21 protein-coding genes are annotated in these 24,534 nt (G+C 67.0%); 17 read left to right on the top strand and 4 right to left on the bottom strand.

What is annotated here, in order from left to right:
• The first annotated feature begins 4 nt into the window (after window positions 1-4).
• From EMQ25_RS02390 to EMQ25_RS02380, 3 genes are all read left to right on the top strand, one after another.
• Complete coding sequence (locus EMQ25_RS02390) at window positions 5-961, top strand: ABC transporter permease (RefSeq protein WP_127186948.1); 957 nt, start codon at window positions 5-7, stop codon at window positions 959-961.
• Between the two features lie 3 nt (window positions 962-964).
• Window positions 965-1,987 (top strand): LacI family DNA-binding transcriptional regulator, encoded by a 1,023-nt coding sequence (locus EMQ25_RS02385; protein WP_127186947.1) that lies wholly within the window; start codon window positions 965-967, stop codon window positions 1,985-1,987.
• Between the two features lie 64 nt (window positions 1,988-2,051).
• Complete coding sequence (locus EMQ25_RS02380; protein WP_127186946.1) at window positions 2,052-3,383, top strand: UDP-glucose dehydrogenase family protein; 1,332 nt, start codon at window positions 2,052-2,054, stop codon at window positions 3,381-3,383.
• Here the strand turns inward: EMQ25_RS02380 and recQ are convergent.
• Window positions 3,380-5,173 (bottom strand): DNA helicase RecQ, encoded by a 1,794-nt coding sequence (gene recQ / locus EMQ25_RS02375; protein WP_127186945.1) that lies wholly within the window; start codon window positions 5,171-5,173, stop codon window positions 3,380-3,382. The two genes, EMQ25_RS02380 and recQ, sit on opposite strands and share 4 nt — an antisense overlap.
• Window positions 5,174-5,517: 344 nt before the next feature.
• Between recQ and EMQ25_RS02370 the strand changes: the two genes are divergently transcribed.
• From EMQ25_RS02370 to EMQ25_RS02340, 7 genes are read left to right on the top strand one after another with little or no spacing between them, the layout of a single operon-like run.
• Complete coding sequence (locus EMQ25_RS02370) at window positions 5,518-6,546, top strand: UDP-glucuronic acid decarboxylase family protein (protein WP_127186944.1); 1,029 nt, start codon at window positions 5,518-5,520, stop codon at window positions 6,544-6,546.
• Window positions 6,546-7,526 (top strand): UDP-glucose 4-epimerase GalE, encoded by a 981-nt coding sequence (gene galE, locus EMQ25_RS02365; protein ID WP_425290221.1) that lies wholly within the window; start codon window positions 6,546-6,548, stop codon window positions 7,524-7,526. The genes EMQ25_RS02370 and galE overlap by 1 nt, the downstream gene beginning before the upstream one ends.
• Entirely contained in the window at window positions 7,523-9,325 is a 1,803-nt protein-coding gene (locus EMQ25_RS02360) for a glycosyltransferase family 2 protein (RefSeq protein WP_127186942.1), read from the top strand. Before galE ends, EMQ25_RS02360 begins: the two co-directional genes overlap by 4 nt.
• 16 nt (window positions 9,326-9,341) lie before the next feature.
• Window positions 9,342-9,845 (top strand): DUF995 domain-containing protein, encoded by a 504-nt coding sequence (locus EMQ25_RS02355; protein ID WP_127186941.1) that lies wholly within the window; start codon window positions 9,342-9,344, stop codon window positions 9,843-9,845.
• Between the two features lie 34 nt (window positions 9,846-9,879).
• A complete protein-coding gene (locus EMQ25_RS02350; protein ID WP_127186940.1) occupies window positions 9,880-11,310 on the top strand; it encodes a UDP-glucose dehydrogenase family protein in 1,431 nt (476 codons plus the stop codon).
• A gap of 30 nt (window positions 11,311-11,340) precedes the next feature.
• Window positions 11,341-12,234, top strand: coding sequence for a glycoside hydrolase family 26 protein (locus EMQ25_RS02345; RefSeq protein WP_127186939.1), 894 nt, complete (start codon window positions 11,341-11,343; stop codon window positions 12,232-12,234).
• A 56-nt stretch (window positions 12,235-12,290) separates the two neighbouring features.
• The gene (locus EMQ25_RS02340) at window positions 12,291-13,127 is read left to right on the top strand and encodes a DUF1206 domain-containing protein (protein WP_127186938.1); all 837 of its coding nucleotides are present in this window, start codon (window positions 12,291-12,293) and stop codon (window positions 13,125-13,127) included.
• On the opposite strand, the gene EMQ25_RS02335 is transcribed toward EMQ25_RS02340, so the two are convergent.
• Entirely contained in the window at window positions 13,128-14,024 is an 897-nt protein-coding gene (locus tag EMQ25_RS02335) for an AraC family transcriptional regulator (protein WP_127186937.1), read from the bottom strand.
• Between the two features lie 154 nt (window positions 14,025-14,178).
• Between EMQ25_RS02335 and EMQ25_RS02330 the strand changes: the two genes are divergently transcribed.
• The 7 genes from EMQ25_RS02330 to EMQ25_RS18465 all read left to right on the top strand — a co-directional run bounded on the left by EMQ25_RS02330 (window position 14,179) and on the right by EMQ25_RS18465 (window position 22,353).
• A complete protein-coding gene (locus EMQ25_RS02330) occupies window positions 14,179-14,643 on the top strand; it encodes a (2Fe-2S)-binding protein (RefSeq protein WP_127186936.1) in 465 nt (154 codons plus the stop codon).
• A 10-nt stretch (window positions 14,644-14,653) separates the two neighbouring features.
• Entirely contained in the window at window positions 14,654-16,969 is a 2,316-nt protein-coding gene (locus tag EMQ25_RS02325; RefSeq protein WP_127186935.1) for a xanthine dehydrogenase family protein molybdopterin-binding subunit, read from the top strand.
• Window positions 16,970-17,000: 31 nt separating this feature from the next.
• Window positions 17,001-17,915, top strand: a complete 915-nt coding sequence (locus EMQ25_RS02320) for an SDR family oxidoreductase (RefSeq protein WP_127186934.1) — start codon at window positions 17,001-17,003, stop codon at window positions 17,913-17,915.
• A gap of 254 nt (window positions 17,916-18,169) precedes the next feature.
• Window positions 18,170-19,198: an extracellular solute-binding protein gene (locus EMQ25_RS02315; protein WP_127186933.1), complete on the top strand. Its 1,029-nt coding sequence runs from the start codon at window positions 18,170-18,172 to the stop codon at window positions 19,196-19,198.
• Window positions 19,199-19,229: 31 nt separating this feature from the next.
• Window positions 19,230-20,315 (top strand): ABC transporter ATP-binding protein, encoded by a 1,086-nt coding sequence (locus EMQ25_RS02310; protein ID WP_127186932.1) that lies wholly within the window; start codon window positions 19,230-19,232, stop codon window positions 20,313-20,315.
• Complete coding sequence (locus EMQ25_RS02305) at window positions 20,312-21,961, top strand: ABC transporter permease (RefSeq protein WP_127186931.1); 1,650 nt, start codon at window positions 20,312-20,314, stop codon at window positions 21,959-21,961. The genes EMQ25_RS02310 and EMQ25_RS02305 overlap by 4 nt, the downstream gene beginning before the upstream one ends.
• 266 nt (window positions 21,962-22,227) lie before the next feature.
• Window positions 22,228-22,353: a hypothetical protein gene (locus EMQ25_RS18465; RefSeq protein ID WP_280177624.1), complete on the top strand. Its 126-nt coding sequence runs from the start codon at window positions 22,228-22,230 to the stop codon at window positions 22,351-22,353.
• A gap of 64 nt (window positions 22,354-22,417) precedes the next feature.
• On the opposite strand, the gene EMQ25_RS02300 is transcribed toward EMQ25_RS18465, so the two are convergent.
• Both EMQ25_RS02300 and EMQ25_RS02295 read right to left on the bottom strand, forming a co-directional pair.
• Entirely contained in the window at window positions 22,418-23,920 is a 1,503-nt protein-coding gene (locus EMQ25_RS02300; RefSeq protein WP_127186930.1) for a tripartite tricarboxylate transporter permease, read from the bottom strand.
• Between the two features lie 11 nt (window positions 23,921-23,931).
• Window positions 23,932-24,438, bottom strand: coding sequence for a tripartite tricarboxylate transporter TctB family protein (locus EMQ25_RS02295; RefSeq protein ID WP_158625926.1), 507 nt, complete (start codon window positions 24,436-24,438; stop codon window positions 23,932-23,934).
• Window positions 24,439-24,534: the final 96 nt, after the last annotated feature.

Raw genomic sequence — 24,534 nt, 5'->3', positions numbered from 1 at the left:
CGGCATGCACCGCGCCCGCACCATTCTCACCGATCCGCTGGTTCTGGCGGCTCTTTCCATTCTCGTGCTGCTGGGGCTGGGCGAGGCGGTTTCGCCCGGTTTTGCCCGGGGCGACCAGATCGTCCGGCTCCTCACCGTTTCGGCCATCCTCGGCATCGTCGCGGCGGGCCAGAGCCTCGTCGTCATCGGCGGACGGGAAGGGATCGACCTTTCGGTCGGCGCACTCATCTCGCTCGGGGCCCTTCTCGCCGGCAACGTGATGAGCGGGCAGGACGGCAACATCCTCCCGGCGATCCTCGTGGCGGGCGGGGTCACCTTTGCCATCGGCATCGTCAGCGGTCTCGGGGTGACGGTGCTGCGCATCCCACCCCTCGTCATGACACTCGGCATGGCCGGGGTCGTCCAGGGCGCGCTCATCGCCATGTCGCGCGGCACCCCCTCAGGCAATGCTGCCCCCACGCTCATGGCCTTCGTCAACCGGCCGCTGGTCTTCGGGCTGCCGGGCATCCTTTTCGTCTGGGCGCTGATCGCGCTCGCCATGTGGTTCCTCTTGCGCCGGACGACGCTGGGCTACGCCATCTACGCCATGGGCTCCAACGAACGCGCCGCCGAGTTCACGGGCCTGCCCACCCGGCGCCTCCGGACCCTGCTCTACGGGCTTTCGGGCATGTTTGCCGGCATCGCCGGCGTCTGCGTCATCGGCTATACCGGCAACAGCTTCATCTCGGTGGGCGATCAATACGTGCTGCCCTCGATCATCGCCGTCGTCATCGGCGGCATCTCGCTGGCCGGCGGCACGGGCAACTATTTCGGCGTCGTGCTCGGAGCCATCGCGCTGACCATCCTGCAAAGTGTGCTGACCACGCTGCAGCTCGAGTTCTGGGGCCGCCAGCTCATCTTCGGGGCGGTGCTGCTGGCGCTGATGCTGCTCTACGGGCGCACGCGGCAATTGCGCGTCTGAGCCATGGCCACCCCCACCATTCGCAGCGTTGCCGAGCTGGCGGGGGTGTCCACGGCCACGGTCTCGCGCGCCCTCACCCACCCCGAGAAACTGCGCCCCGACACGCGCCGCCGCGTGCTCGAGGCGGTGGAGCGGCTCGGCTTCGTGCCCAACCGGCAGGCGGTCGATTTCCGCCGTCAGGCGACCAAGACCGTGATCCTGCTCGTCCGCGACATCACCAACCCCTTCTATCTCGACATCTACAAGGGCGTTGAGGAGTTCGCCTTCGAGGCCGGCTACAAGGTGCTGATGGGCGATGCGCGCTATGACGATGCGCGGATCGCCCATTATGTCGACATGGTGCGCAACAAACAGGCCGACGGGCTCATCGTCATGACCGGCTGGATCCCCGAGGCGCTGCGCCAGAGCCTGCCCCCAATCGTCATTGCGCTCCAGATGATCGCCGATCTCGACCTGCCCATGGTCCATATCGACAATGCCGCCGCCGCCCGGCTCGCGGTCGAGCACCTTATCGGGCTCGGGCACACGCGCATCGTCAATCTCACCGGACCGATGCACGAAATGATCGACCTCGAGCGCAATCGAGGCTATCGCGAAGCGCTCGAAGCGGCCGGGCTCCCCTTCGATCCGGCGCTCGAGATCGCCGGCAATTTCCGCCTCGCCTCCGGCCAGGCCGCCATGCGCGATCTGCTGGCTTCGGGCATCCCCTTCTCGGCCATCTTCTCCAATAGCGACGAGATGGCCGTCGGCGCCATCACCGAACTGCATGCGTCCGGCCGCCGCGTTCCCGAAGACGTTTCGGTCGTCGGGTTCGACGACACCGTCTTTGCGAGCGCCGTCGATCCGGGGCTCACCACCATACGCCAGCCCCAGCATGAGATCGGCCGCTCCGCGATGCGCATGCTGATCGGCATTCTCGAGGATCGTCCTGCCGCGCCCGGCCGGATCGAGCTGCCCGTCGAACTCATGGTACGCGGCACCACCGCCCCCGCCATCACCGCGCCCGCGCGCCTCCGGGCACAATAGCCCCATTGCCAGCCCGAAGCTTTGACGCTACCGCCAGAGCCAGCGTCAGCGGGGCCTTCCTCTCATGAAACTCACCATTTTCGGAACCGGCTATGTCGGGCTTGTCACCGGAGCCTGCCTCGCCGAGATCGGCCACGACGTCCTCTGCATCGATATCGACGAGGACAAGATTGCCGCCCTCAAGGCCGGTATCGTGCCGCTCTACGAGCCGGGCCTGCAGCCGCTCGTGACGCGCAATCTGGCGGCCGGCACACTCGCCTTTTCCACCGATGCGGCGCGTGGGGTCGCCCATGCCCCGGTAATCTTCATTGCCGTCGGCACGCCGCCGGGCGAAGACGGTTCGGCCGATCTCGGCCACGTACTCGGCGTTGCCCGCACCATCGCGGGCGCCATGGACGCCGATCGCATCCTCGTCATGAAGTCGACCGTCCCGGTCGGCACCGCCGATGCCGTCGCCGCGCTTGCCCGCACCGTGCTCTCCGAGCGCGGCCTTGCCCATGGCCTCGAGATCGTCTCGAACCCCGAATTTTTGAAGGAAGGCAGCGCCGTCGCCGATTTCATGCGCCCCGACCGCACCATCATCGGCACGGTATCGGGCGAAGCCGAAGCGGTGATGCGCGAGATCTACGAGCCCTTCAACCGCAATCACGACCGGCTGCTCGTGATGGAGCCGCGTTCGGCCGAACTCACCAAATACGCCGCCAACGCCATGCTCGCGACCAAGATCAGCTTCATGAACGAAATCGCGGGGATTGCCGAACGGCTGGGCGCCGACATCGATCAGGTCCGCCGCGGCATCGGCGCCGACCCGCGCATCGGGCATCACTTCATCTATGCCGGCATGGGCTATGGCGGCTCGTGCTTTCCCAAGGACGTGCGCGCGCTGATCGCGACCGCGGCCGCCAATGATGTGCCCACCCCGCTGCTGGGGGCTGTAGCCGACGTCAACGCCCGGCAGCGATCGCACCTCTTCGGCAAGATCCTCCGCCATTACGGCTCCGCCGCGGCGCTCGCCGGTCGCACCTTCGCGGTCTGGGGGCTCGCCTTCAAGCCCAATACCGATGATCTGCGCGAAGCCCCGAGCCTCGATCTGATCGAAGCCCTCTGGGCGGCCGGCGCCAAGGTCCAGGCCTTCGACCCGGCTGCAGGCGGGGCCTTTGCCGCCCGCTATTCGGGCCGTGACGACTACCGCCTCGTCACCGACCGCTACTCTGCCCTCGATGGCGCCGACGCGCTCTGCATCTGCACCGAATGGCAGCAGTTCCGGGCACCCGATTTCGAGGAAATGGCGCGGCGGCTCACCCGGCCGGTCATCTTCGATGGACGGAACCTCTATGCCCCGCAGCGGCTCGCCGAGCAGGGCTGGGCCTATTACGGGATCGGTCGCGGCCTCTAGAACCGCGCAATCACCGCGAGGAACGCCTCGCCATAGCGGGCGAGCTTGGCCTGACCGATCCCGGCGACCTCGGCCAGATCCTCGGGCGTTCTTGGCCGAGCGAGCGCCAGCGCCCTCAGGGTCGCATCGTGGAAGACCACATAGGGCGGCACGCCCTGCGCCCGGGCGATCTTCAGCCGCTCGGCCTTCAGCGCCTCGAAGACCGGTTGCGCCGCTTCTGGCAGGGCCGTTACAGCACCCAGTTGCCGGCGCACCTCGGCTGCCTTGCGCGGCCGGTCCCGCCGGAAGACGATCGGCGTCTCGCGCCTGAACACCCCGCGCGCCGCCTCGCTCAGCATCAGCGCCCCATGGGCGGCGTGATCGACGATGATATAGCCCGACGCGGTCAATTGCCGGATCACCGACTGCCAGGTCCGCTGGTCGTGCTCCTTGCCCGCGCCGAACACCTGTTGCCGGTCGTGCCCGAACCGTTCGGTCTTGTCCGTCTGCCGTCCGAGCAGCACATCGACGATGTGCCCTGCCCCGAAGCGCTGGCCGGTACGGTAAACGGCTGCCAGCGCCTTGATCGCCGCTTCGGTCCCGTCCCAGGTCTCGACGGGCGAGAGGCAGGTGTCGCAATTGCCGCACTTGCCCGGATGCGGCTCCCCGAAATGGGCGAGGATCGCCTGCCGCCGGCAGCCGGCCGTCTCGCAGACACCCAGCAGCGCGTTGAGCTTGCCCTGCTCGACCCGCTTGATCTGGTCGGGGGCGTTGCCCTCCTCGATCATCCGGCGGCGCTGCACCACATCGGCCATGCCATAGCTCATCCAGGCCTCGGCAGGCTGCCCGTCGCGGCCCGCGCGCCCCGTTTCCTGGTAATAGGCCTCGACCGAGGCCGGCAGGTCGAGATGGGCGACATAGCGGACATCGGGCTTGTCGATCCCCATGCCGAAGGCCACCGTAGCGACGAGGCAGAGCCCCTCCTCCTTGAGGAAGGCGTCCTGATTGGCGCGACGGCGTTCCGCGTCCATGCCCGCGTGATAGGGCAGCGCCGGCACGCCCTGGCCGCGCAGCCAGTCCGCGGTATCGTCCACCTTGGCCCGCGACAGGCAGTAGACGATGCCGCTCTCGTCCTTGTGCCGCGAGAGGAAGCTCAGCAATTGCCGGCGCGCATTGTCGCGCTCGACGATGGCATAGCTGATGTTGGGGCGGTCGAAGCTGGTCTCGAAGACCTCCGCCTTCTCCAGCCCCAGCCGCTCGATGATGTCGGCCCGCGTCAGCTTGTCGGCCGTTGCGGTGAGCGCGATCCGCGGCACGTCGGGATAGAGTTCTGCAAGCGCTGCCAGGTCCCGGTATTCGGGCCGGAAATCATGCCCCCACTGGCTGACGCAATGGGCCTCATCGATGGCAAAGAGCGCGATCGGCGTTCCGGCGATGAGGTTCTGGAAGCCCTGCGTCACGAGCCGCTCCGGCGCGACATAGAGCAGGTCGAGTTCACCCCGACGGAGGCTGGTCCGGACGTCGGACGCTTCATCGGCCGAGAGCGACGAATTGAGCGCCGCCGCCCGCACGCCGGCCTGTTTCAGCGCCTCGACCTGGTCGCGCATCAAGGCGATCAGCGGGGAGACGACGATTCCGACGCCGGGCCTGCAGAGCGCGGGGATCTGGTAGCAGGCCGACTTGCCCGCACCGGTGGGAAAGAGCACGACGGCGTCGCCGCCCGCCGTGACATGCCTGACCACGGCTTCCTGCTGGCCGCGAAATCCGGCATGGCCGAATACCGAGCGCAGGACTTCGGCCGGATCGCGCATGGCCCCGCCGGATCCCGAACTGTCATCACGCCATGCGATGGCTGCACGCTCCCAGAGTTCCCGGCGAGCGCGAATCCCCTCGCCAGTTCCACCCCTTGGACCATTTTGACAGCCCGCCTGCAAGCGCCTCCGGCCAGCCTGCTCTCTCTCCAATTTAAATCAAATGCCAAGTCCATTAGGGTTAATTTTTGGATAACGTTGATAAACGTCTTTGGTCGTTGAAATAGTTATCTGCAAATACTGCGGAGACAAAGTCGATGAATTCGACAGAGACTATTTCTGGAACCACGTGCGGCAAGTCCGCGCGATCGCCGAGAGGCGAACAGAACTCCGAAGAAATACGGATGCTTCTGGGTGAAGTCTTTCCAACCATAGAACGGCGAAAGACCCCCAGGCGCGTGCTCGTAACCGGGGGCGCCGGTTTTCTGGGCTCTCATCTTTGTGAGCGCCTGCTGGCCGAGCGCAATGAAGTCATCTGCCTCGACGACTTCAGTACAGGACGGCGCCAGAACATCGCCCATCTCGAAGGCACCGCCCGGTTCACCGTTCTCGCCCATGATGTCGCCGAGCCGGTCTTCTGCAGCGTCGATGCCATCTTCAACCTCGCCTGCCCCGCCTCGCCCCCGCATTATCAGGCCGACCCGGTCCGCACGATGAAGACCAGCGTGCTGGGCGCCATCACCATGCTCGAGCTCGCCCGGCGCACGGGTGCGCGGATCTTCCAGGCCTCCACCTCCGAGATCTACGGGGATCCCCAACAGCATCCGCAGGCCGAAAGCTATTGGGGCCACGTCAACGCGACAGGCCCCCGCGCCTGCTATGACGAAGGCAAGCGGGCCGCCGAAACGCTCTTCTTCGACTATCGCCGGAGCTTCGGCACCGATATCCGCGTGGCGCGCATCTTCAACACTTACGGTCCACGCATGGACCCGCGGGACGGGCGCGTGGTCTCGAACTTCATCGTGCAGGCCCTGCGCGGCGAAGACATCACGCTTTATGGCGACGGCAGCCAGACCCGCTCGTTCTGCTATGTCGACGACCTGATCGAAGGCTTCGTCCGCCTGATGGCCGCCGAGCCGGCAGTCGAAGGACCCGTGAACCTCGGCAATCCGGGCGAATTCACCATCGCCGAGCTTGCCGCCGAAATCATCGCCCTCACCGGGTCGCGCTCGCGGCTCGTCCACCGTCCGCTGCCGACCGACGATCCGCGCCAGCGCCGGCCCGATATCGGGCGCGCCCGCGCCCTGCTCGACTGGAGCCCGCGCATTGCACTGCGCGAAGGCCTTACCCGCACCATCGCGCATTTCGAGGCTGTCCTCGGGCTCGAGGCGACCGGCGCTGCGCCTGCACCGTTGACGGTAGGGGCGCTCTGATGACCAGCGTCCTCGTCACCGGCGGCGCGGGCTTCATCGGCAGCCATGCCTGCAAGGCACTGTCGCGCGCCGGCTATCGTCCCATCGCCTATGACAGCCTCGAGACCGGCCATCGCGACGCGGTGCTCTGGGGACCGCTGGTCGTCGGCGACATAGCGGACCGCGCGCTGCTCGGCGCCGCCATCGCCACCCACCGCCCAGTCGCCATCATGCACTTTGCGGCCTATGCCTATGTCGGAGAGTCCGTGCGCGAGCCTGCCCGCTATTATCGCAACAATGTCGGGGGCACGCTCGCCCTTCTCGAAACCGCCGCGAGCCATGGCGTCGAGCACATCGTCTTCTCCTCGAGCTGCGCGACCTATGGCGTGCCCGACGCGATGCCGATCCTCGAAACGACGCCGCAACGCCCGATCAACCCCTATGGCCGCACCAAGCTCATCGGCGAGGTGATGCTGCGCGATTTCTGCTCGAGCGGTGCGATGCGCCACGTGGCGCTCCGCTATTTCAACGCCGCCGGCGCCGATCCCGAGGGCGCGCTCGCCGAGCGGCACGATCCCGAGACCCATCTCATCCCCCGCGCCCTCATGGCCGCCGCCGGGGCCATCCCCGCCCTCGAGATCTTCGGGGGCGACTATCCGACCCCCGACGGCACCTGCATTCGCGACTACATCCATGTGAGCGACCTTGCCGACGCCCATGTCGCCGCCCTCGATTATCTGCTCGCGGGCGGCTCCAGCACGGCGCTCAACATCGGCACCGGCACCGGCCATTCGGTGCGCGACATCCTCTCCGGCATCGAGGCCCTCACCGGCCGCGCGGTACCGAGCATCCTGCATCCGAGGCGCGCCGGTGACCCGCCCATGCTGGTCGCAGATCCACGCCGTGCCCGCGAGATCCTGGGATTTTCGCCCCGCCATTCGGATCTCGGCACCATCCTTGCGACGGCAGCCCGGAGCTTCGGGCTGAGGAGGGCTGCATGAGCGAGCTCGCCCTTTCCGCAGGCACGCGGCAGCACTGGGGTGGGCCGGACTATCTCGTCCCGCTGATGACGCCCGGGCAGAGGGGCGAATATCTTGTCTCGATGGCGCTTGCCCTCGCCGCCCTCGCCTGGGCGTGGTCGTGGTGGCTGCAGCCGGAGCATTTCACCGATCCCTGGCGCTATACCGCCAACACCATCGTGCTCGTCTGGGTCACGATCGTGCCCTTCTACTATTTGCTGATCGTGGGGCGGGCGAAAGTGCCCAACCGCACCATCCCCGTGCCGCAGGGCCTGCGCGTTGCGATGGTAGTGACCAAGGCGCCGTCGGAGCCCTTCCCCGTCCTGCGCGAAACGCTCCTGGCGATGCTCGCCCAGACCTATCCGCACGACACCTGGCTCGCCGACGAGGACCCCTCGCCCGAAACGCTCGCCTGGTGCGCGGCCAATGGCGTCTTCGTTTCCACCCGTCGGGGCGTTGCGGACTATCACCGCGCGACCTGGCCGCGCCGGACGCGCTGCAAGGAGGGCAACCTTGCCTATTTTTACGACCATCATGGCTATGAGCGCTACGACTTCGTCGCCCAGCTCGATGCCGACCACGTCCCCGATCCCGACTATCTCGTCGAAATCCTGCGGCCCTTCGCCGATCCCCGGGTCGGCTACGTGTCGGCGCCCTCGATCTGCGACCGCAATGCTGCAACCAGCTGGTCGGCACGCAGCCGGCTCTATGCCGAGGGGGTCCTCCACGGCCCTCAGCAGGCCGGGCACAGCCTCTCCATGGCCCCGCTCTGCTTCGGCTCGCACTATGCGGTGCGGACCGAGGCCCTGAGGGCCATAGGCGGGCTCGGCCCGGAGCTCGCCGAGGATCATTCGACCACCCTCATGATGAATGCCCATGGCTGGCGCGGCGTCCACGCGATCGACGCCATCGCCCATGGAGACGGCCCGGCGACCTTTGCCGATCTCGCGACCCAGGAATTCCAGTGGTCGCGCTCGATGATGACGCTGCTTCTCGCCCACACGCCCGCCTTCCTCGGCGGCCTGCCGGGCCATCTGCGCGGGCGCTTCCTCTTCAGCCAGCTCTTCTATCCGCTCTTTTCGCTGATGCTGCCGCTCGCCATCGTCCTGCCGATCCTCGCCATCGCCTTCAACGTCACCATGATCAACGCGGGGTTCGTCGCGTTCCTCGTCCACTTCCTGCCGCTGGCGCTGCTCGTCCTCGCCATTCCCATGCGCTGGCGGGCCAATGGCTGGCTGCGGCCGGTCGATGCGCGCTTCGTGAGCTGGGAATCCAACCTCTTCCTCGTCGCCCGCTGGCCCTGGTCGCTGCTCGGCGTGCTGGCGGCGATCCGCGACCGCCTGACCGGCACCGTGGCGCCGTTCCGCGTCACGCCCAAGGGCGAGGCGGCCGAGGCGACCCTGCCGCTCAGCGTGATCGCGCCGACCCTCACAGTCTCGCTGATCTGCGCTCTGCCGCTCTTCGCCTTCCCCAATGCGGAAATCGCCGCCGGCTTTTACGTCTTCACCGCGCTCAACGCGGTGCTCTACGGGGTCGCGACCATCGCGATCATCGTTTGCCATCTGCGCGAAAATCGGGGCGCGCGCCTTCTGGCGCCGCTCAGCAGCGCCGCCTGCCTGCGGCTCGGCTTCTTCAATGCGCTCATGGTCGAGCTGCCCCTGCTCGGTATCGTGCTTCGGGCCGAACAGGGGCTCTGCAAGGTGGTCGAGGGCTCGGGATCGCTGATCCAGCCGCTCGCTGCCGGCCTTGTCCCGCTCACTTCCCTTTCCCTCAGCTTCTAGCATCCAGGAGGACCAGATGACCAATACGACCCTCAGGCGCATCGCCGCCGGCCTCGCCACCGGGCTCGCGCTCGCGATCTCCGCCCTTCCCGCCCAGTCGGCGACCCTTGCCGAGGCCGTCGCCAAGGCCAAGCCGATGAACGCCGGCGAGCTTTATGAGCTCTATGCCGGCAAGACCTGGCGCTGGGGCGATGGCGGAGCCTATTTCGCCGCCGACCGCACCTTCACCGCCATCGCCACCGAAGACGGCACCCCGAGCATTGCCGAGGGCCGCTGGCGCATCACCGACACCGGCCGCATGTGCCTCGAGGCCACTTGGCGCTTCAAGGGCGGCGCAAGCCCCGCCGTCACCTGCTTCCAGCACCGCAGCGGCGGCCGCGCGGTGTTCCAGCTCGCCGAGCCGGGCGGCAATTGGAGCGTGATGATGGATGGCCGCCCCAGCCAGTATCCCCCGCTCGTGCGCGGCGACGAGATCTCGCAGCGCCTCAACGCGCTCCGGGCCGAGCTCGCCCGGCGCTGACGCCCCCAAAGCGCTTCAGAGAAAGGAGCACCCGATGCGTATCGCAATCGTCGGAACCGGCTATGTCGGGCTCGTCACCGGCACCTGCCTCGCCGAACTCGGCCATGAGGTGACCTGCGTCGATACCGACGCGGCAAAGATCCTGGGGCTGAAGCAGGGCGTGATGCCGATCTACGAGCCGGGCCTCGCCGAACTCGTCGCGGCCAATGCGGCGGCCGGCCGGCTCGCCTTCACCACCGAACTCGGTCAGGCCATGGCCGGGTCCGGCGCCATCTTCATTGCCGTGGGCACGCCCGCAAGGGCAAGCGACGGGCAGGCCGACCTCGGCTTCGTCCATGCCGCGGCCCGGCAGATTGCGGCCAACGCCACCGGCTTCGCGCTCGTCGTGACCAAATCGACCGTGCCGGTCGGCACCGGCGACACCATCGAGCGCATCATCGCCACGGCGCGCCCCGATGCCGACCTCGTCGTCGTCTCCAATCCAGAATTCCTGCGCGAAGGCACGGCGATCGCGGATTTCCTCAAGCCCGACCGCATCGTCGTCGGCACCGAGGACGCCCGCGCCCGCGCGGTGATGGCAGAGATCTATCGTCCGTTCGAGGACATCTGTCCGGTGCTGATGACCGGGCGGCGGACGGCCGAGCTCATCAAATACGCGGCCAACGCGTTTCTTGCCACCAAGATCACCTTCATCAACGAGATGGCCAATCTGTGCGAAGGGGTCGGCGCCGATATCGGCTCGGTGGCGATCGGCATGGGGCTCGATCACCGCATCGGCCGCAGCTTTCTCAATGCCGGGCCGGGCTATGGCGGCTCCTGCTTTCCCAAGGACACCGTCGCGCTCCTGCGCACCGCACAGGACCATGGCGTCACCCTGCGGCTCGTCGAGGACACCATCGCGGTCAACGATGCGCGAAAGCGCGCCATGGCCCGCCGTGTCGTCTCGGCAGCGGGCGGCACGGTCGCCGGCCGGACCATCGCCGTGCTCGGGCTCACCTTCAAGCCCGATACAGACGACATGCGCGAGGCGCCGTCGGTCGCGCTGATCGAGACCCTGCAGCGCCAGGGCGCCACGATCCGCGCCTACGACCCGGCCGGCATGGAGAACGCCGCCCGCATGCTCGACGACGTCGCCTTCCTCAACGATCCCTATACCTGCGTAAAGGACGCCGACGCCGTCGTGCTGATGACCGAGTGGGCGGAACTGACGCGGCTCGACCTCGACCGGCTCGGCTCACGCATGCGCCGGCCGGTCTTCATCGATCTGCGCAATGTCTACGCACCGGCCCTGCTCGAACGGCACGGCTTCGCCCATGCCGGCATCGGCCATCCGCCCACCGCAACGCCCTGGACCCGGCGGGGCCCGGATCGTCGCGCCGCCCTCTTGCGCACCCGTCCCGACGGCACTGAGCGCCGCACCGGCGACCGCCGCCACCGCGCACAGGAAGCGCCGCTCCCCGCCTGATCCGCCATCTCATGACCCGAGGAGGTCACCATGCCAATCGACAGGAAACTTTCCGCCCTCGCCCTTGCCGGTCTCGTCGCCGCGTCCAGCCCCGCAACCGCCCTCGGGGCCGGCGGCATCGTCATCGGCGCCTATGATCCCGACTACGCCTTTTACGAAAGCCCTGCCATCGGGCTCGACCATGTCTTCGTGCAATGGCAGGACTGGGACCGGGACCTGCTTGCCTGGGCGCAGCAGAACGCTGCCGAGAAAGGCCGCCAGTTCCTCGTCACCGTCGAGCCCTGGACCCGCGCGCCCGACCGCATCGGAGGCGGCGAAACCCTCCTCCCCGACATCGTGGGCGGCGCCTTCGACGCCGAGATCGCCGCCATCTGCGGCACGCTCGGCGCGCCCGGTACGCCGGTTCTCATCCGCTTCGCCCATGAAATGGAGATGGGTCGGAACATCTTCCCCTGGTCCAACCGCGCCCCCTCCGAATACGTCGCGGCCTATCGCCATTTCGTCGAGCAGTGCGCGCGCCTCGCCCCGGAGGCGGCCTTCGTCTGGTCCCCCGCGGGGCACGAAGGGGCGGCGCTCTACTATCCGGGCGATGACTATGTGGACTATGCGAGCCTGTCGGTCTTCGCGCTCGAGGGCTGGGACCGGGCCCATCGCGGCAAGCCGCTCAGCGTGCGCAGGCGCATCGCCGAGCAGGCCCACTGGATCGAGGCGATCCACAAGCCTCTCATCATCGCGGAGTTCGGGGTCGCGGGCGGCAAGCGCCAGGAGCACGACTGGCTCGAGGAGGTCAACGAAATGGCCGCGGGCATCGGCGTGCTCGACCGGCTCGTCGCCATCGTCTACTTCAACGCGCCCGAAACCTTCTTCTGGCCCGAACCCCATGGCCGCCCCGACTGGCGGGTGGCACCCGACGTCTTCTACTGAACAGGGGAACCGTCATCTTTCCGAAGCGTTGCCAGCACACCAATAAGGAGGCTGGCTTGGCCCGTGACAGCAAGTTCGAGACCCTCGCGCGCAGCGGCTATGCTGCCCGCGGGGTCGTTTATCTGATCGTGGGCGGCCTTGCCCTGTTCGGCGCCATCGGTGGCGGCGGGGCGGATGTCGGGCCCGAGGGCGCGCTGGGCTGGCTGCTCGGCCAGCCCTTCGGGCGCATCCTGCTCGGGCTCGTCGGCATCGGGCTTGCCGGACATGCCGCATGGCGGCTGGTGCAGGGCATCGCCAATGCCGATGACCAGGACAATGACGCCAAGGGCATCGCGGTCAGGGCCGGCATGGTCGTCAGCGGCATCACCCATACGAGCCTTGCCCTCTTCGCGCTCGGCGCGGCAACCGGCATGGGCGGCTCGGGGGGCGGTGAAGACGGTGGCAGCGGGCTCGCCGCCACCGTTCTGGGCCTGCCCTTCGGCGCCTTCCTTCTCGGGCTCGCGGGCATCGCCGTCATCGGCGCCGGCATCGCCCAGATCTGGAAGGGCGCAACGGGCGGCTACCGCAAATATCTCGAGGCCGCCTCGCGCGAGCACGCCTGGATCACGCCGGTCTGCGCGCTCGGGCTCGGCGCACGCGGCGCGGTTCTCCTCATCACCGGGGGCTTCATCGTCTTTGCTGCCATCGCAGCCGATCCCGAGCAGGTGGGTTCGGTGACCGAGGCGCTCGCCTGGGTCCGCCAGCTGCCGTTCGGCGGCATCCTATATGGCCTCGTGGCGCTGGGGCTCTTCGCCTTCGGCCTCTACAGCCTCATCCAGGCGCGCTACCGCCAGATCGACGCGCCCGATCCTGCCGCCATGGCGCGCACCGCCGGCCGCAAGCTCGGCGTCTGACTAGACCGCGACGGGCAGGCCCTTGAGCGCCATCGCGTCGCGCTTGGGCGCCCGGCCGAACATGCGCGCATAGTCCCGACTGAACTGCGAAGGGCTTTCATAGCCCACGCGGAACGCAGCATTCGTCACATTGGCCGCCTCGGCCACCATCAGGCGGCGCGCTTCGAGCAGGCGCAGCTGCTTGTGGTATTGCAGCGGCGACATCGACGTCAGCGTCCGGAAGTGCTGGTGGAATGACGAGACGCCCATGCGCGCCGCCCTCGCCATGTCCTCGACCTTCAACGGCCGCGATATGTCGGCGCGCATCATGTGGATCGCCTCGGCGATCCGCTGGGTGTGGCTGTCCACATGCGCGATCTTGCAGATTTCTCGGCCGTTCGGCCCCGAGAGCAGCCGATAGTAGAGCTCCCGCGTCACAGCAGGGTAGAGCACCGGCACCGCCTCGGGCGTCTCGAAGATTTCGAGCAGGCGGATGATGCAGTTCTGCACCGGTTCGCTCAGCGTCTCGACAAACGCGCCGAGCCGTTCGCCGGAGGGCTTTGGCGGATTGGCCATCTGCTCGAGCACCTCGCGCAGCAGCCCCACATCGAACCCGATGGTCAGCCCTAAAAAGGGCTCGGCCCGGCTGGCCTCGGTAATGCTGCCATGCCCCGGCACCTCGAGGCTCACCGCGAGCGCTGATCCGGCGGCATAGTCGATGGTCTGGCCCTCGAGCGCGATCCGCTTGGCGCCCTGCGCGACCACGCAGAGCGATGGCTTGTAGAGCTTGCGGAACGGGTTGCGGGGCTGGGTACTGCAGATGACGAGCACGTCCGCGACCGGCGTCGGGGACGGCGCATCGAGCCCCCCATGGTTTTCGACATAGCGCGCAACGGCCCGCTTCAGTTCGGAGTGCATCGTCCAGCTCCCATCCTCATTCGCCCGACGATACTGCCCGCCATCCGCCCGCGCCAGACCTCTGGAGGATCAGGCAAGTTTTTTGCCGGTTCCGGCAGGAAGCCCTGAGCGTCCCGGACCATCTTGCCTCATGGCATTTGCAGAGGAACGCAGCATGGTGGATTTCACACTCAATGGCCGTCCGGTCAGTCTCGACGGGCTGGACGACAAGCCGCTCCTCTGGGTCCTGCGGGAAGATCTGGGCACGCTCGGGCCCAAATACGGGTGCGGCGTCGCCCAGTGCGGCGCCTGCCGGGTGCTGATCGACGGGCAATCGACGCCGTCCTGCGTCACGCTCGCCGGGTCGCTTCAAGGGGCCGAGATCGTCACCGTCGAGGGTCTCGCCGACCCGGAGGGCCGCCTTTCCTACCTGCAGCAGGCCTGGCTCGACGAACAGGTGCCGCAATGCGGCTTCTGCCAGCCCGGCTTCCTGATCGCCGCAACGGATCTCCTTTCCCGAAATCCCAGCCCCACCGATGACGAGATCGACGAGGCGATCACCAATATCTGCCGCTGCGGCACCTATCCGCGCATCCGGCGCGCCATCCACCGCGCCGCTGCCGCGCGCCCCGTCGCCTGAGGAGCCAGCCATGCCGCTCATCACCCGCCGAGGCTTTCTGATCACCGGCTCCGCCCTTGCCGGCACCGCGCTCGTCGCGGCCATTGGCGGCGTCGGCTTTCTCGCCACCGTCGACGTCGAGGGCCTTCACGGGGGCGCCGTCGATGGCGAGGACGCAAAGCTCAACGCCTTCGTCATGCTCCGCAATGACGGCCACGTCGTGATCAACGTGCCCCGCACCGAAATGGGACAGGGCATCCATACCGGCCTTGCCATGCTCGTGGCCGAAGAGCTCGACATTCCCTTTGACGAGCGCATCGAGGTCGTCTTCCCGACCGAGGCGCACCCATCTTACTCCACCTGGTCCAACGTGCTGCAGGTGCGCCCTGAAGAGGCGAGCGGCCCGGTCGCCTGGATCGGGCGGCGGGTGCTGGGCCAGATGGGCTTCATCGCCACCGGAGCGTCGGGCTCGACCATGGGCCTCTGGCACCCGATGCGCGTCGCCGGCGCCGCCGCCCGGCAGATGCTGGTGGCGGCCGCCGCCGCGCGCCTCGGCGTACCAGCCTCCGAACTCACGACGGCCGAGGGTCTGGTCCATCACGAGCCGACCGGCCGGCGCATCGCCTATGCCGAACTCGCGGCAGCCGCCGCCCTGCTGCCGCCCCCCGACGCGCCGACGCTGAAGCCGCGCAGCGCCTGGGGCCTGATCGGCCGCTCGCAACGGCGCGTGGACCTGCCGGCCAAGGTCAGGGGCGAACCCGTTTTCGGCATGGACGTCGTCCTGCCCGACATGCTCCATGCCACGATACGGCACGCACCGGTCTTCGGCGCCGGCGTTGCGGCAATCCGGAACGAGGCGGCACTGCGCGCCGAACCGGGCGTCGTCGACGTCGCCATCATCGATGGCCGGCACGTCGCGATCCTTGCCCAGTCCTGGTGGCAGGCCGAGCGGGCCGCGTGGCGCCTCGATGTCGAATGGACCCCGACCGAGGCTGATGGGGAAAATAGCGCCGCCCTCGCTGCCCGCCTTGAGGCGGCGCTCGGCTCCGAGGCGCCGCACGGCCACATCGATGATGGCGATGTCGAAGCGGCCCTGGCCGCTCCGGGCGCAAGGCTTGTCGAGGCCGATTACGGCGTGCCCTTCGTCACCCATGCCTGCATGGAGCCGATGAACGCCACCGCCATCCTGAACGAAGATGGGTCCGCCGAAATCTGGGCACCCACTCAGAACCGCGTGACCATGCAGGCCGGCGTCGGGCGCGGCATGGGCTGGGCCGACGCACGCCCGGGCGAGGTGACGCTCCATGTGACGATGAACGGCGGGGCCTTCGGGCGGCGCAGCGATCAGGACGTCATCGCCGAAGCGGCCTATCTCGCCGCCCGGCACCGGGGCCGTGCGGTCAAGGTCATGTGGTCGCGCGAGGAAGACATTGGCCGCGGCCTCTATCGCAGCCAGGCCGCGGGGCGGCTGCGCGCCGCGCTCGGAACCGACGGGCTGCCGCTCGCCTATGATGCGCGCGTCGCCGCCCAGTCCATCCTCAACGCCATGGGCAGCCGCAACATGCCGTTCACCCCCGGGCCGGATGGGGATTACCTCACCGTCGAGGGGCTCGACAAACTTCACTACTCCATCCCCAACCGACGCATGCGCAGCCAGCACGTGCCCACCCATGTGCCGATCCATTTCTGGCGCTCGAACGGCTTTTCCTTCAACACCTTCTTTTCGGAAAGCTTCATCGACGAATGCGCCCTCGCCGCCGGGGCCGATCCGCTCGAATATCGCCGGCGCCTGCTCGTCGACAGCCCCCGGCACCTCGCCGTGCTCGAGCGGGTGGCCGAAATGGCCGGCTGGGGCCGCCCGCTGGCGCCGGGCCGGGGGCGCGGCATCGCGATCGAGGAATGCTATCGCAGCATCGTCGCGCAGGTGGCGGAGGTGAGCGTCGCCGAGGATGGGGAGCTCACCGTCGATCGCGTCTTCTGCGCCATCGATGTGGGCACTGTGATCAACCCAGACGCGGTCGTCGCCCAGATGGAGGGCGGCATCATCTTCGGGGTGACGAGTGCGCTCATGAGCACCATCACGATCCAAGACGGCGCGGTGCGGCAATCGAACTTCCACGATTATCCCATGCAGCGCATGGCCAATGCGCCCGCGATCGAGGTCGCGATCATGCAGAGCGATCTTCCCCCCGGCGGGGCCGGCGAACCCGGCATCGTGCCGGTCGCGGCCGCCATCGCCAATGCCATCCACGCCGCGACGGGCCGGCGGCTCCGCACTCTGCCGCTCGCAACGACCGAAACCACGGGGGTCCGCCGCGTGCGCACCCTGCTTGCTACCCAGGCCTGAAGGCCAGCCGCCAACACGAAGGACAATTCAATTGGCAAGATGGACGGAAAAAGACATTCCCCACCAGAGCGGCCGGACTGCCGTCATCACCGGAACGGGCGGGCTCGGCTATGAGGATGCGCTCGCCCTCGCACGGGCTGGGGGCGGCATCATCCTTGCCGGGCGCAACCCGGCCAGGGGGCGCGCGGCAATCGAAGGGATCCGCGCGGCCGTTCCGGGCGTAGCGGCCCGCTTCGAGCAACTCGACCTCGCCGATCTTGCTTCGGTCGCGGCCTTTGGCGAGCGGCTCCGCGGAAGCCATGATGCGATCGAACTCCTCATCAACAATGCCGGCGTCATGGTGCCGCCCACCCGCCAGGTGACGCGCGACGGCATCGAGCTCCAGCTCGGCACCAATTATCTGGGCCATTTCGCGCTCACCGCCGCGCTCCTGCCGCTCTTGCGCAAGGCTGATCGTCCGCGCGTCGTCAGCCTCGGCAGCGTGGCCGCCCGCTCGGGCAGCATCGATTTCGACGATCTCAATTCCGAGCGCGCCTATGTTCCCATGCGCGCCTATGCCCAATCCAAGATCGCCTGCCTCGTCTTTGCGTTCGAGCTGCACCGGCGCAGCGCTGCGGCAGGCTGGGGCATTGCCAGCATGGCCGCCCATCCGGGCGTCTCGCGAACCGACCTCCTCCACAACGCCCCGGGGCGAAACAGCCCGCAGGGGCTTGCCCGCACCTGGCTCTGGTTTCTCTTCCAGCCCGCTGCCCAGGGTGCGCTTCCGACGCTCTTCGCCGCGACCTCGCCGGACGCCGTATCGGGCGCCTATTACGGCCCGCACCGGCTGAGCGAGACCCGCGGCTATCCGACCCTCGCCCAGGTGCCCGCCAATGCCGCCGACCCGGCGCTTGGCTCCCGGCTCTGGCAGCTCTCGGAAACCATGACGGGCATATCCTTCGGATGAAGCCGCTTCCGGCGGCGGTGAGCAAGCTGTGGAAGATCGTTCTGCTGAAAGAAAATTGTTGCATTCGCAGAAGGGCTCAGCCTCATATGTGACAGTTTCATGACGGTGGCGCGTCAGCGAGGCTCGGGCCTTACGCAGGGTCAGCAAGGGTGTCCGGTCAACGGCGCCCTCCGCGTCGCGCCCCGCGCGATCGACGGGACGGCTGCGTGAAAACCCGGATCTCGGCCGCGCCATCGCGATCAGAGGATCCCACCATGCCAAGCCTGACCCGGATGACTGCCACGGCGTTCTTTGCCACGACGATTTCCCTCATGGCGCTTGCAAGCGCGCATGCCCAGGACATTTCGGGGTCGACGCTCGTCGTCTACACCCCCAATGAAGAAGGCATGTTGCAGAGCCTGATCCCGGTGTTCGAAGGCAATACCGGCGTCGAAGTTCAGCTCATCACCGCCGGCACGGGCGAACTCTACTCGCGCATCCGCAGCGAGGCGGGCAACCCGCAGGGCGACGTGATGTTCGGCGGCGGTGCCGCGCAGGCAGCGGCCAACATCACGCTCTGGCAGGAATACACCTCGCCCGAGGATGCGGCGATGGTCGAAGCCGGCAAGAACACCACCGGCGCCTTCACCCCCTACCAGGCCGACGGCTCGAACCTCCTGGTCAACACCGAAGCGGCGGCCCAGGCCGGCGTCGAGATCACGAGCTATGCCGATCTGCTGCAGCCCGAACTCAAGGGCCGCATCGCCTTCGGGGATCCCACCGGCTCCTCCTCCGCCTTCGCCCAGCTGACCAACATGCTGAAGGCCGTCGGCGGCGATTATGAATCGGATGCCGGCTGGACGTTCGTGGAATCGCTCGTCGACCAGCTCGACGGCATCTCCATCGGCTCCTCGACCCAGGTCGCCCAGGACGTCGCCAATGGCGAATATGTGGTGGCCCTCACCTACGAGCCGCTCTCGCTCAACTTCGTGCGCAGCGGCGCGCCGGTCGAGATCGTCTATCCCGCCGAAGGCGCGGCCTTCCTGCCCGCAACCGTCCAGATCATCGCGGGCGCACCCAATCCCGCGGCGGCCGAAGCGTTCATCGACTTCATCATCTCCGAGGAAGGCCAGACCATCATCGCCGAGCAGACCGCCGGTCGCCCGCTGCGCGATGGCATCACCAAGCCCGGCCTGCCGCCCCTCTCCGAGATCCCGACCGTGCAGGAAGACGGCGAATACGTCGCGGCCAACCGCGAAGCCATCGTTGCCAAGTACCGCGCCATCCTCGAGGCGCGCTCTTGATCGGCTCGACGTTCAAGAAGGGTGAAGCGCTATGACCCGCATAGCGCTTCAATCGCTCCGCAAGGAATATGCCGGGCAGGTCGCCATCCCCGATCTCAACCTTGAGATCGAAGACGGCGAGTTCTTCACCCTGCTCGGCCCCTCGGGCTGCGGCAAGACCACGCTCCTGCGGATGATCGCCGGGTTCAACTCCATCGAGGCCGGGACCATCTCGTTTGACGGCACGGTCATCAACGACCGCCCCGCCTCCGAGCGCAATATCGGTATGGTCTTCCAGAACTATGCGCTCTTCCCGCAGATGTCGGCGGCCAAGAATGTCGGCTTTGGCCTGCAGACCCGCAAGGTCCCGCGCGCCGATGCTGAGCGCCGGATCGAGCAGGCGCTCGACTCCGTCCGCATGGCCCACCTCAAGGATCGCCTGCCCGGACAGATGTCGGGCGGCCAGCAGCAGCGCGTGGCGCTGGCGCGGGCGCTGGTGATCGAGCCGGCCCTGCTGCTCATGGACGAGCCCCTTTCCAATCTCGACGCCAAGCTGCGCGTCGAGATGCGCGACACGATCCGCGAGGCCCAGCGCAAGGCGGGCATCACCACGGTCTACGTGACCCACGATCAGGAAGAGGCCATGGCCGTCTCGGACCGGATCGCGGTGATGAATCTGGGCGTCGTCCAGCAGGTCGGTGCGCCTGCCGAAATCTATCGCCGGCCGGCCAACCGCTTCGTTGCCGAGTTCATCGGCAAGACCAATCTGCTCGCCCGCGACCTGCTCCGGCAGGACGAGAAGGCCATGGTGGCACTCGGCACGGGCACCGAGCTCGACGTAACCGGTCTCGTGACGCCGACCGCTTCGGGCCGGATCCAGGTTTCGGTACGTCCGGAGGCGGTCCGGGCCGCCAGCTCGGGCCTCCGGGCGACGATCGTCGATGAGACCTTCCTCGGCTCCCATTCCCAGGTTCGTGCCCGGCTCGAAACCGGCGAGATCATCGAATTCCTCGAATTCTCCCGTCGCTCCTCCCTCTGGGAAGAGGGCGCGGAGGTCTTCCTCGAGGTCGATCGGGACATGCTGACCTTCTTTGATCTCGAGACCGGCGCATCCATCATGCAGGGGACCTCAGCGTGAAGGTCGCCGGCAAGAGTTTCGATGGCTGGACCTCGGTCGCGCTGCTGCTGACGGCGGGCTATCTCTTCCTCGTCGTCTGGCCGCTGATCACGGTGCTGATCAGCAGCGTCTCGAGCGGCGGCAGCTTTACGCTCGACGGGTTCGCGACCTTCTTCTCGTCGCGTCTCTATTACGGCACCCTCATCAACAGCCTGATGGTGACGGTCTGCGTGACGATCCTCGCCTTCGTCATCGCCTTCCCGCTCGCCTATTTCATGACGATGTTCCGCATTCCGGGAAGTCGCACGATCCAGGTGCTGATCCTCGCCTCCATGATGTCGCCGCCCTTCATCGGCGCCTATTCCTGGATCCTGCTCCTTGGAAACAACGGGCTCATCACCCGCTGGCTGCAGGGCACGTTCGGCATCAGTGCGCCCAGCATTTACGGCTTTGCCGGCATCCTGCTGGTGCTCACCCTGCAGCTGGTGCCGCTGATCTTCACCTATCTGATGGGCGCCTGGCGCACGATCGACGTCTCGCTGCTCGAGGCGGCCGAAAGCATGGGGGTCACCGGCTGGCGCCGCGCGGCCAAGGTCATCACCCCGCTGCTCCTGCCCACGGTGCTCGGGGGCAGCCTTCTGGTCTTCGTACGGGCATTCGCCGATTTCGGCACGCCCATGCTGATCGGACAGGGCTTCCGCACCATCCCGGTGCTTATCTACAGCTCGTTCGTGGGCGAGGTCAGCATCGACAGCAGCTTTGCGGCCGCCGTCGCCGTCATCGTCATCGCGGTCACGCTGGCGGTGTTCCTCATCCAGAAATTCATCGTCGATCGTCGCACCTTCTCGATGACCGCGATGCGTGCCATCGAGCCGACCCGTCTCACCGGCTGGCGCGGCTGGCTGGTCTATCTCTACATCTACAGCTTCCTCACCCTGGCACTCGCACCCCTTCTGGTCGTCGTCGTCAGCTCGTTCCGCAACACGCTTTACGGCCAGTTCGTCGCCGGGTTCTCGTTCAACAACTACATCAACGCCCAGCGCGACATCACCCGCTACGTCACCAACACCTTCAGCATCGGCATCACGGCGCTGGTCGTCTTGGTGGTGATCGCGGTGCTGGTCTCGTACCTCACCGTGAGGCGCAAGAACGCCCTCACCGGCGCGCTCGATACGATGACCATGGTGCCATACGTGGTGCCGGGCCTGATCATCGGCATCGCGCTCATTACCGCCTTCAGCCAGCCCCCGCTGGTCCTGACCGGCACGTTCGCGATCATGGTGCTGGCGCTCGCCATCCGCAGGCTGCCCTATACCGTCCGCTCGACGACGGCGCTGATGTATCAGTTCAGCCCCAGCATCGAGGAAGCGGCGGTGAGCCTCGGGGCGTCCAAGTTCCGCACCCTGATGCAGGTGATCGTGCCGGCCCTCGCGCCAGGGATCCTCGCCGGCGCAGTGCTGAGCTGGGTGACCATCATCACCGAATTGAGCACGACGCTCTTTCTCTACAACACATCGACCCAGACCCTTTCGCTCGGCATCTACGCCCAGGTGATCCGGGGTCAGCAGGGCACTGCGGCCGCTCTCTCGACCATCCTGCTGGTCCTCACCATGCTCTCGCTCGCCCTGCTCATGCGCATCGGCGGCAACCGCGAAATCCGCGTCTAGCCAATCCGGCCGCGGGCCTCACCGCCCGCGGCCGACCGGCACCCCTTGAGCGCGAATAATCCGTCATCGTCCATCCGATCTCCGCGCCTGCGGAGGGCCGCTCACTCCTCGCGGCCGGCACGGACCTGCTCAGAACGGCAGGCGCGGAAACGACCGATCCGCCATAAAGCGTGCGAGCGCGGCAAGATTGCCCTCAGCGCCATAGACCGCGCGGGCGGTCGCCAGATGGCGATCTGCCGCACGACGCGAAATGCCGAGCGCCGCGCATGCGGCCTCCGGTTCATCGCCGGCCGCAAGCCGGCGAGAAGCTCGGCGTTCACGGCCAGACCGACCTCGTCGCCCGGCTCATGCACGGCCCCATAGGCTGGCTCGCCAGCACCACCCCGCCCTAGACGCGATGGCCGATGGGGACCGACTCTGCATCACGGAAGACCATACTCCCGGAGGCCGCGACGTTCACGTCGGCACAGCAACCCCCTTCACCGTCTTTCGCGCGAGGAACTCCCGCCGCACCTGCCACGCGAGGAGCCCGAGGGTGACAAGCACGAAACACAGCGAGATCGGGCGGGAGAGGATGGGGATCGGCGAGCCGCCCGATATCATCAGCCCCGCCCGAAGGTTGGTTTCGGCCAAAGGTGCAAGGATGAACCCGATGACGAACGGTGCCAGCGGCAGGCGGCATTTCTCCAGGGTAAATCCAAGTACGCCGAATGCCAGCATCACCCAGACGTCGAACATGATGTTGCTGTTGGCATAGGTGCCGGCAACGCAGAAAACGATGATGATCGGCATCAGGCGAGACCTTGGCACCATGCCCAGCTTGGCGATGTAGCGCGACAGGACGACCATGATCACGAACATCAGCAGCACCGCGATCAGGTAAGAGCCCATCATGCCGGCAACCAGCTCGGGATTGTTGACGAACAGCAATGTGCCCGGAGTGATCGACTGCATCATCATCGCACCAAGCAGGATGGCATCGATGACGCTGGCGGGGATCCCCATGGCGATCAGCGGGATCAGTGCACCACCGACGCTGGCATTATTGGCGGATTCCGACGCGATGATGCCTTCTTCCGAGCCCTTGCCGAACTTCTCGGGCGTCTTGGACGCGTTGCGCGCGAGGGTGTAAGCCACGGCCGAAGCGATGTTGGCGCCGATCCCGGGCAGGATGCCGATGCCCGTTCCCAGGATCGAGGACCGGATGAGATTGGGCAGGCTGCGGGCCCATTCGGCGGAGCTGAGCAAGGTGTCCCGGATGTGGACCTTGAAAAGCTGTGCCGGCTTTCGATCATGCGCCATGACTTCGTTCAGCACCTGGCCGACCGAGAAGAGGCCAATGAGCACGGGCACGACGCCGAGGCCGGCTTCCAGAGAGCTGAAGCCGAAGGTGAGCCGCATTGTCCCGACGGCCGGATCTGCGCCGATCATCGTCACCAGCATGCCGAGGAGCCCGGCAATCAGGCCGCGAATGATCGAGCCGTCGCTGACCGAGGCGATCAGCACAAGCGCCATCAGCACGAGGCTGAACTTCTCGAATGGACCAAACTGCGCGCCGAAGTCCGCGAGCGGCCGCGACAAGGCAACGAGTACGACCCAGGACACGATCCCGCCGAACACCGAGGCGCTGATGCCGAAGCCGAGCGCCTTGGCCGCATGGCCCGAGCGCGCCATTGGGTAGCCGTCGAGTGTGGTCATGACCGACGCGGGCGTGCCCGGCATCCGCAGCAGCGTCGCGGAGATGAGACCACCACTGATGGCGCCAACATACATGGAGATCAGCAGTACCAATGCGTCGAGCGGCGGCATGGTGAAGGTGAGCGGCAGCGTCAGCACGATCAGCATGGAGCCGGTGAGCCCGGGAATGGCGCCCACGACGATGCCGAGGAGTGTCCCGATGAAGATCAGGAAGAGAGGCATGGGCGCAAAGAGCGGCCCGAGTGTTTCAAGGAAAACCATCGTTGCTGCTCTTATGGAAGGTTGACCACGAACACTGAGGTGAAGACGTATTCGAGGCCAAATCCGAACACGACCGCCATGACGAGAGTTAAGGGCATGGCTCGAGGGTTGAAGCGGGTGAGAATGGTCATGAGCACCAGGAGGAAGATCGCGGTCGATATGGCAAAGCTCACAATCCGCGCCTGCAGTGCGATAGCGTAGACAATGGTGCAGCCGACGGTCGCCAAGGCCATCACGGGCGTGGCCCGCATGCCGACCTGGTCGTCATCCACTGGCCCGGCGAGTTCCGGAGCAGGATCAGCCACGACCGGGAGTTCGGGCTCTTCCCGTTCGGAGGGCATGAACACCAGCCCAATCGAAAAGATTGCAACCAGAACGGCGATGAACCGGGGAAATGCGCTCGCGCCCAAGGGCTCGAAGGGCGACGGTGCCAGATTGAGCGTCCCCCAGAAAATGAGGGCGCTGAAGGCGATCAGCACGGCTGCCAGGATTTTGGTCTGCAGACCTTTGTCGCTCATGGTCATCATGTCTCGCGGGCTGGATTTCTCAAACAGGAGGATGGGGAGGAAAGCTTCTCCCTCCCCATCGACCGGATCACCGCTTTGCGAACGCGG

The organism is Arsenicitalea aurantiaca, assembly GCF_003994485.1.
In the GTDB taxonomy this organism is placed as follows: Bacteria; Pseudomonadota; Alphaproteobacteria; order Rhizobiales; family Devosiaceae; genus Arsenicitalea; species Arsenicitalea aurantiaca.
This window is presented reverse-complemented; position numbering and strand designations above follow the sequence as displayed.

What these genes read in the sequence shown, in the direction of transcription:
- EMQ25_RS02345 (WP_127186939.1), top strand. Translation starts at nt 11,341, where the DNA reads ATGCCAATCGACAGGAAACTTTCCGCCCTCGCCCTTGCCGGTCTCGTC.
- EMQ25_RS02390 (WP_127186948.1), top strand. Translation starts at nt 5, where the DNA reads ATGCACCGCGCCCGCACCATTCTCACCGATCCGCTGGTTCTGGCGGCT.
- EMQ25_RS02355 (WP_127186941.1), top strand. Translation starts at nt 9,342, where the DNA reads ATGACCAATACGACCCTCAGGCGCATCGCCGCCGGCCTCGCCACCGGG.
- EMQ25_RS02330 (WP_127186936.1), top strand. Translation starts at nt 14,179, where the DNA reads ATGGTGGATTTCACACTCAATGGCCGTCCGGTCAGTCTCGACGGGCTG.
- EMQ25_RS02370 (WP_127186944.1), top strand. Translation starts at nt 5,518, where the DNA reads ATGCTTCTGGGTGAAGTCTTTCCAACCATAGAACGGCGAAAGACCCCC.
- EMQ25_RS02335 (WP_127186937.1), bottom strand. Translation starts at nt 14,024, where the DNA reads ATGCACTCCGAACTGAAGCGGGCCGTTGCGCGCTATGTCGAAAACCAT.
- EMQ25_RS02350 (WP_127186940.1), top strand. Translation starts at nt 9,880, where the DNA reads ATGCGTATCGCAATCGTCGGAACCGGCTATGTCGGGCTCGTCACCGGC.
- EMQ25_RS02295 (WP_158625926.1), bottom strand. Translation starts at nt 24,438, where the DNA reads ATGAGCGACAAAGGTCTGCAGACCAAAATCCTGGCAGCCGTGCTGATC.
- EMQ25_RS02385 (WP_127186947.1), top strand. Translation starts at nt 965, where the DNA reads ATGGCCACCCCCACCATTCGCAGCGTTGCCGAGCTGGCGGGGGTGTCC.
- EMQ25_RS02310 (WP_127186932.1), top strand. Translation starts at nt 19,230, where the DNA reads ATGACCCGCATAGCGCTTCAATCGCTCCGCAAGGAATATGCCGGGCAG.
- EMQ25_RS02300 (WP_127186930.1), bottom strand. Translation starts at nt 23,920, where the DNA reads ATGGTTTTCCTTGAAACACTCGGGCCGCTCTTTGCGCCCATGCCTCTC.
- EMQ25_RS02325 (WP_127186935.1), top strand. Translation starts at nt 14,654, where the DNA reads ATGCCGCTCATCACCCGCCGAGGCTTTCTGATCACCGGCTCCGCCCTT.
- EMQ25_RS18465 (WP_280177624.1), top strand. Translation starts at nt 22,228, where the DNA reads ATGCGGCCTCCGGTTCATCGCCGGCCGCAAGCCGGCGAGAAGCTCGGC.
- EMQ25_RS02360 (WP_127186942.1), top strand. Translation starts at nt 7,523, where the DNA reads ATGAGCGAGCTCGCCCTTTCCGCAGGCACGCGGCAGCACTGGGGTGGG.
- EMQ25_RS02315 (WP_127186933.1), top strand. Translation starts at nt 18,170, where the DNA reads ATGCCAAGCCTGACCCGGATGACTGCCACGGCGTTCTTTGCCACGACG.
- EMQ25_RS02380 (WP_127186946.1), top strand. Translation starts at nt 2,052, where the DNA reads ATGAAACTCACCATTTTCGGAACCGGCTATGTCGGGCTTGTCACCGGA.
- galE (WP_425290221.1), top strand. Translation starts at nt 6,546, where the DNA reads ATGACCAGCGTCCTCGTCACCGGCGGCGCGGGCTTCATCGGCAGCCAT.
- recQ (WP_127186945.1), bottom strand. Translation starts at nt 5,173, where the DNA reads ATGCGCGATCCGGCCGAAGTCCTGCGCTCGGTATTCGGCCATGCCGGA.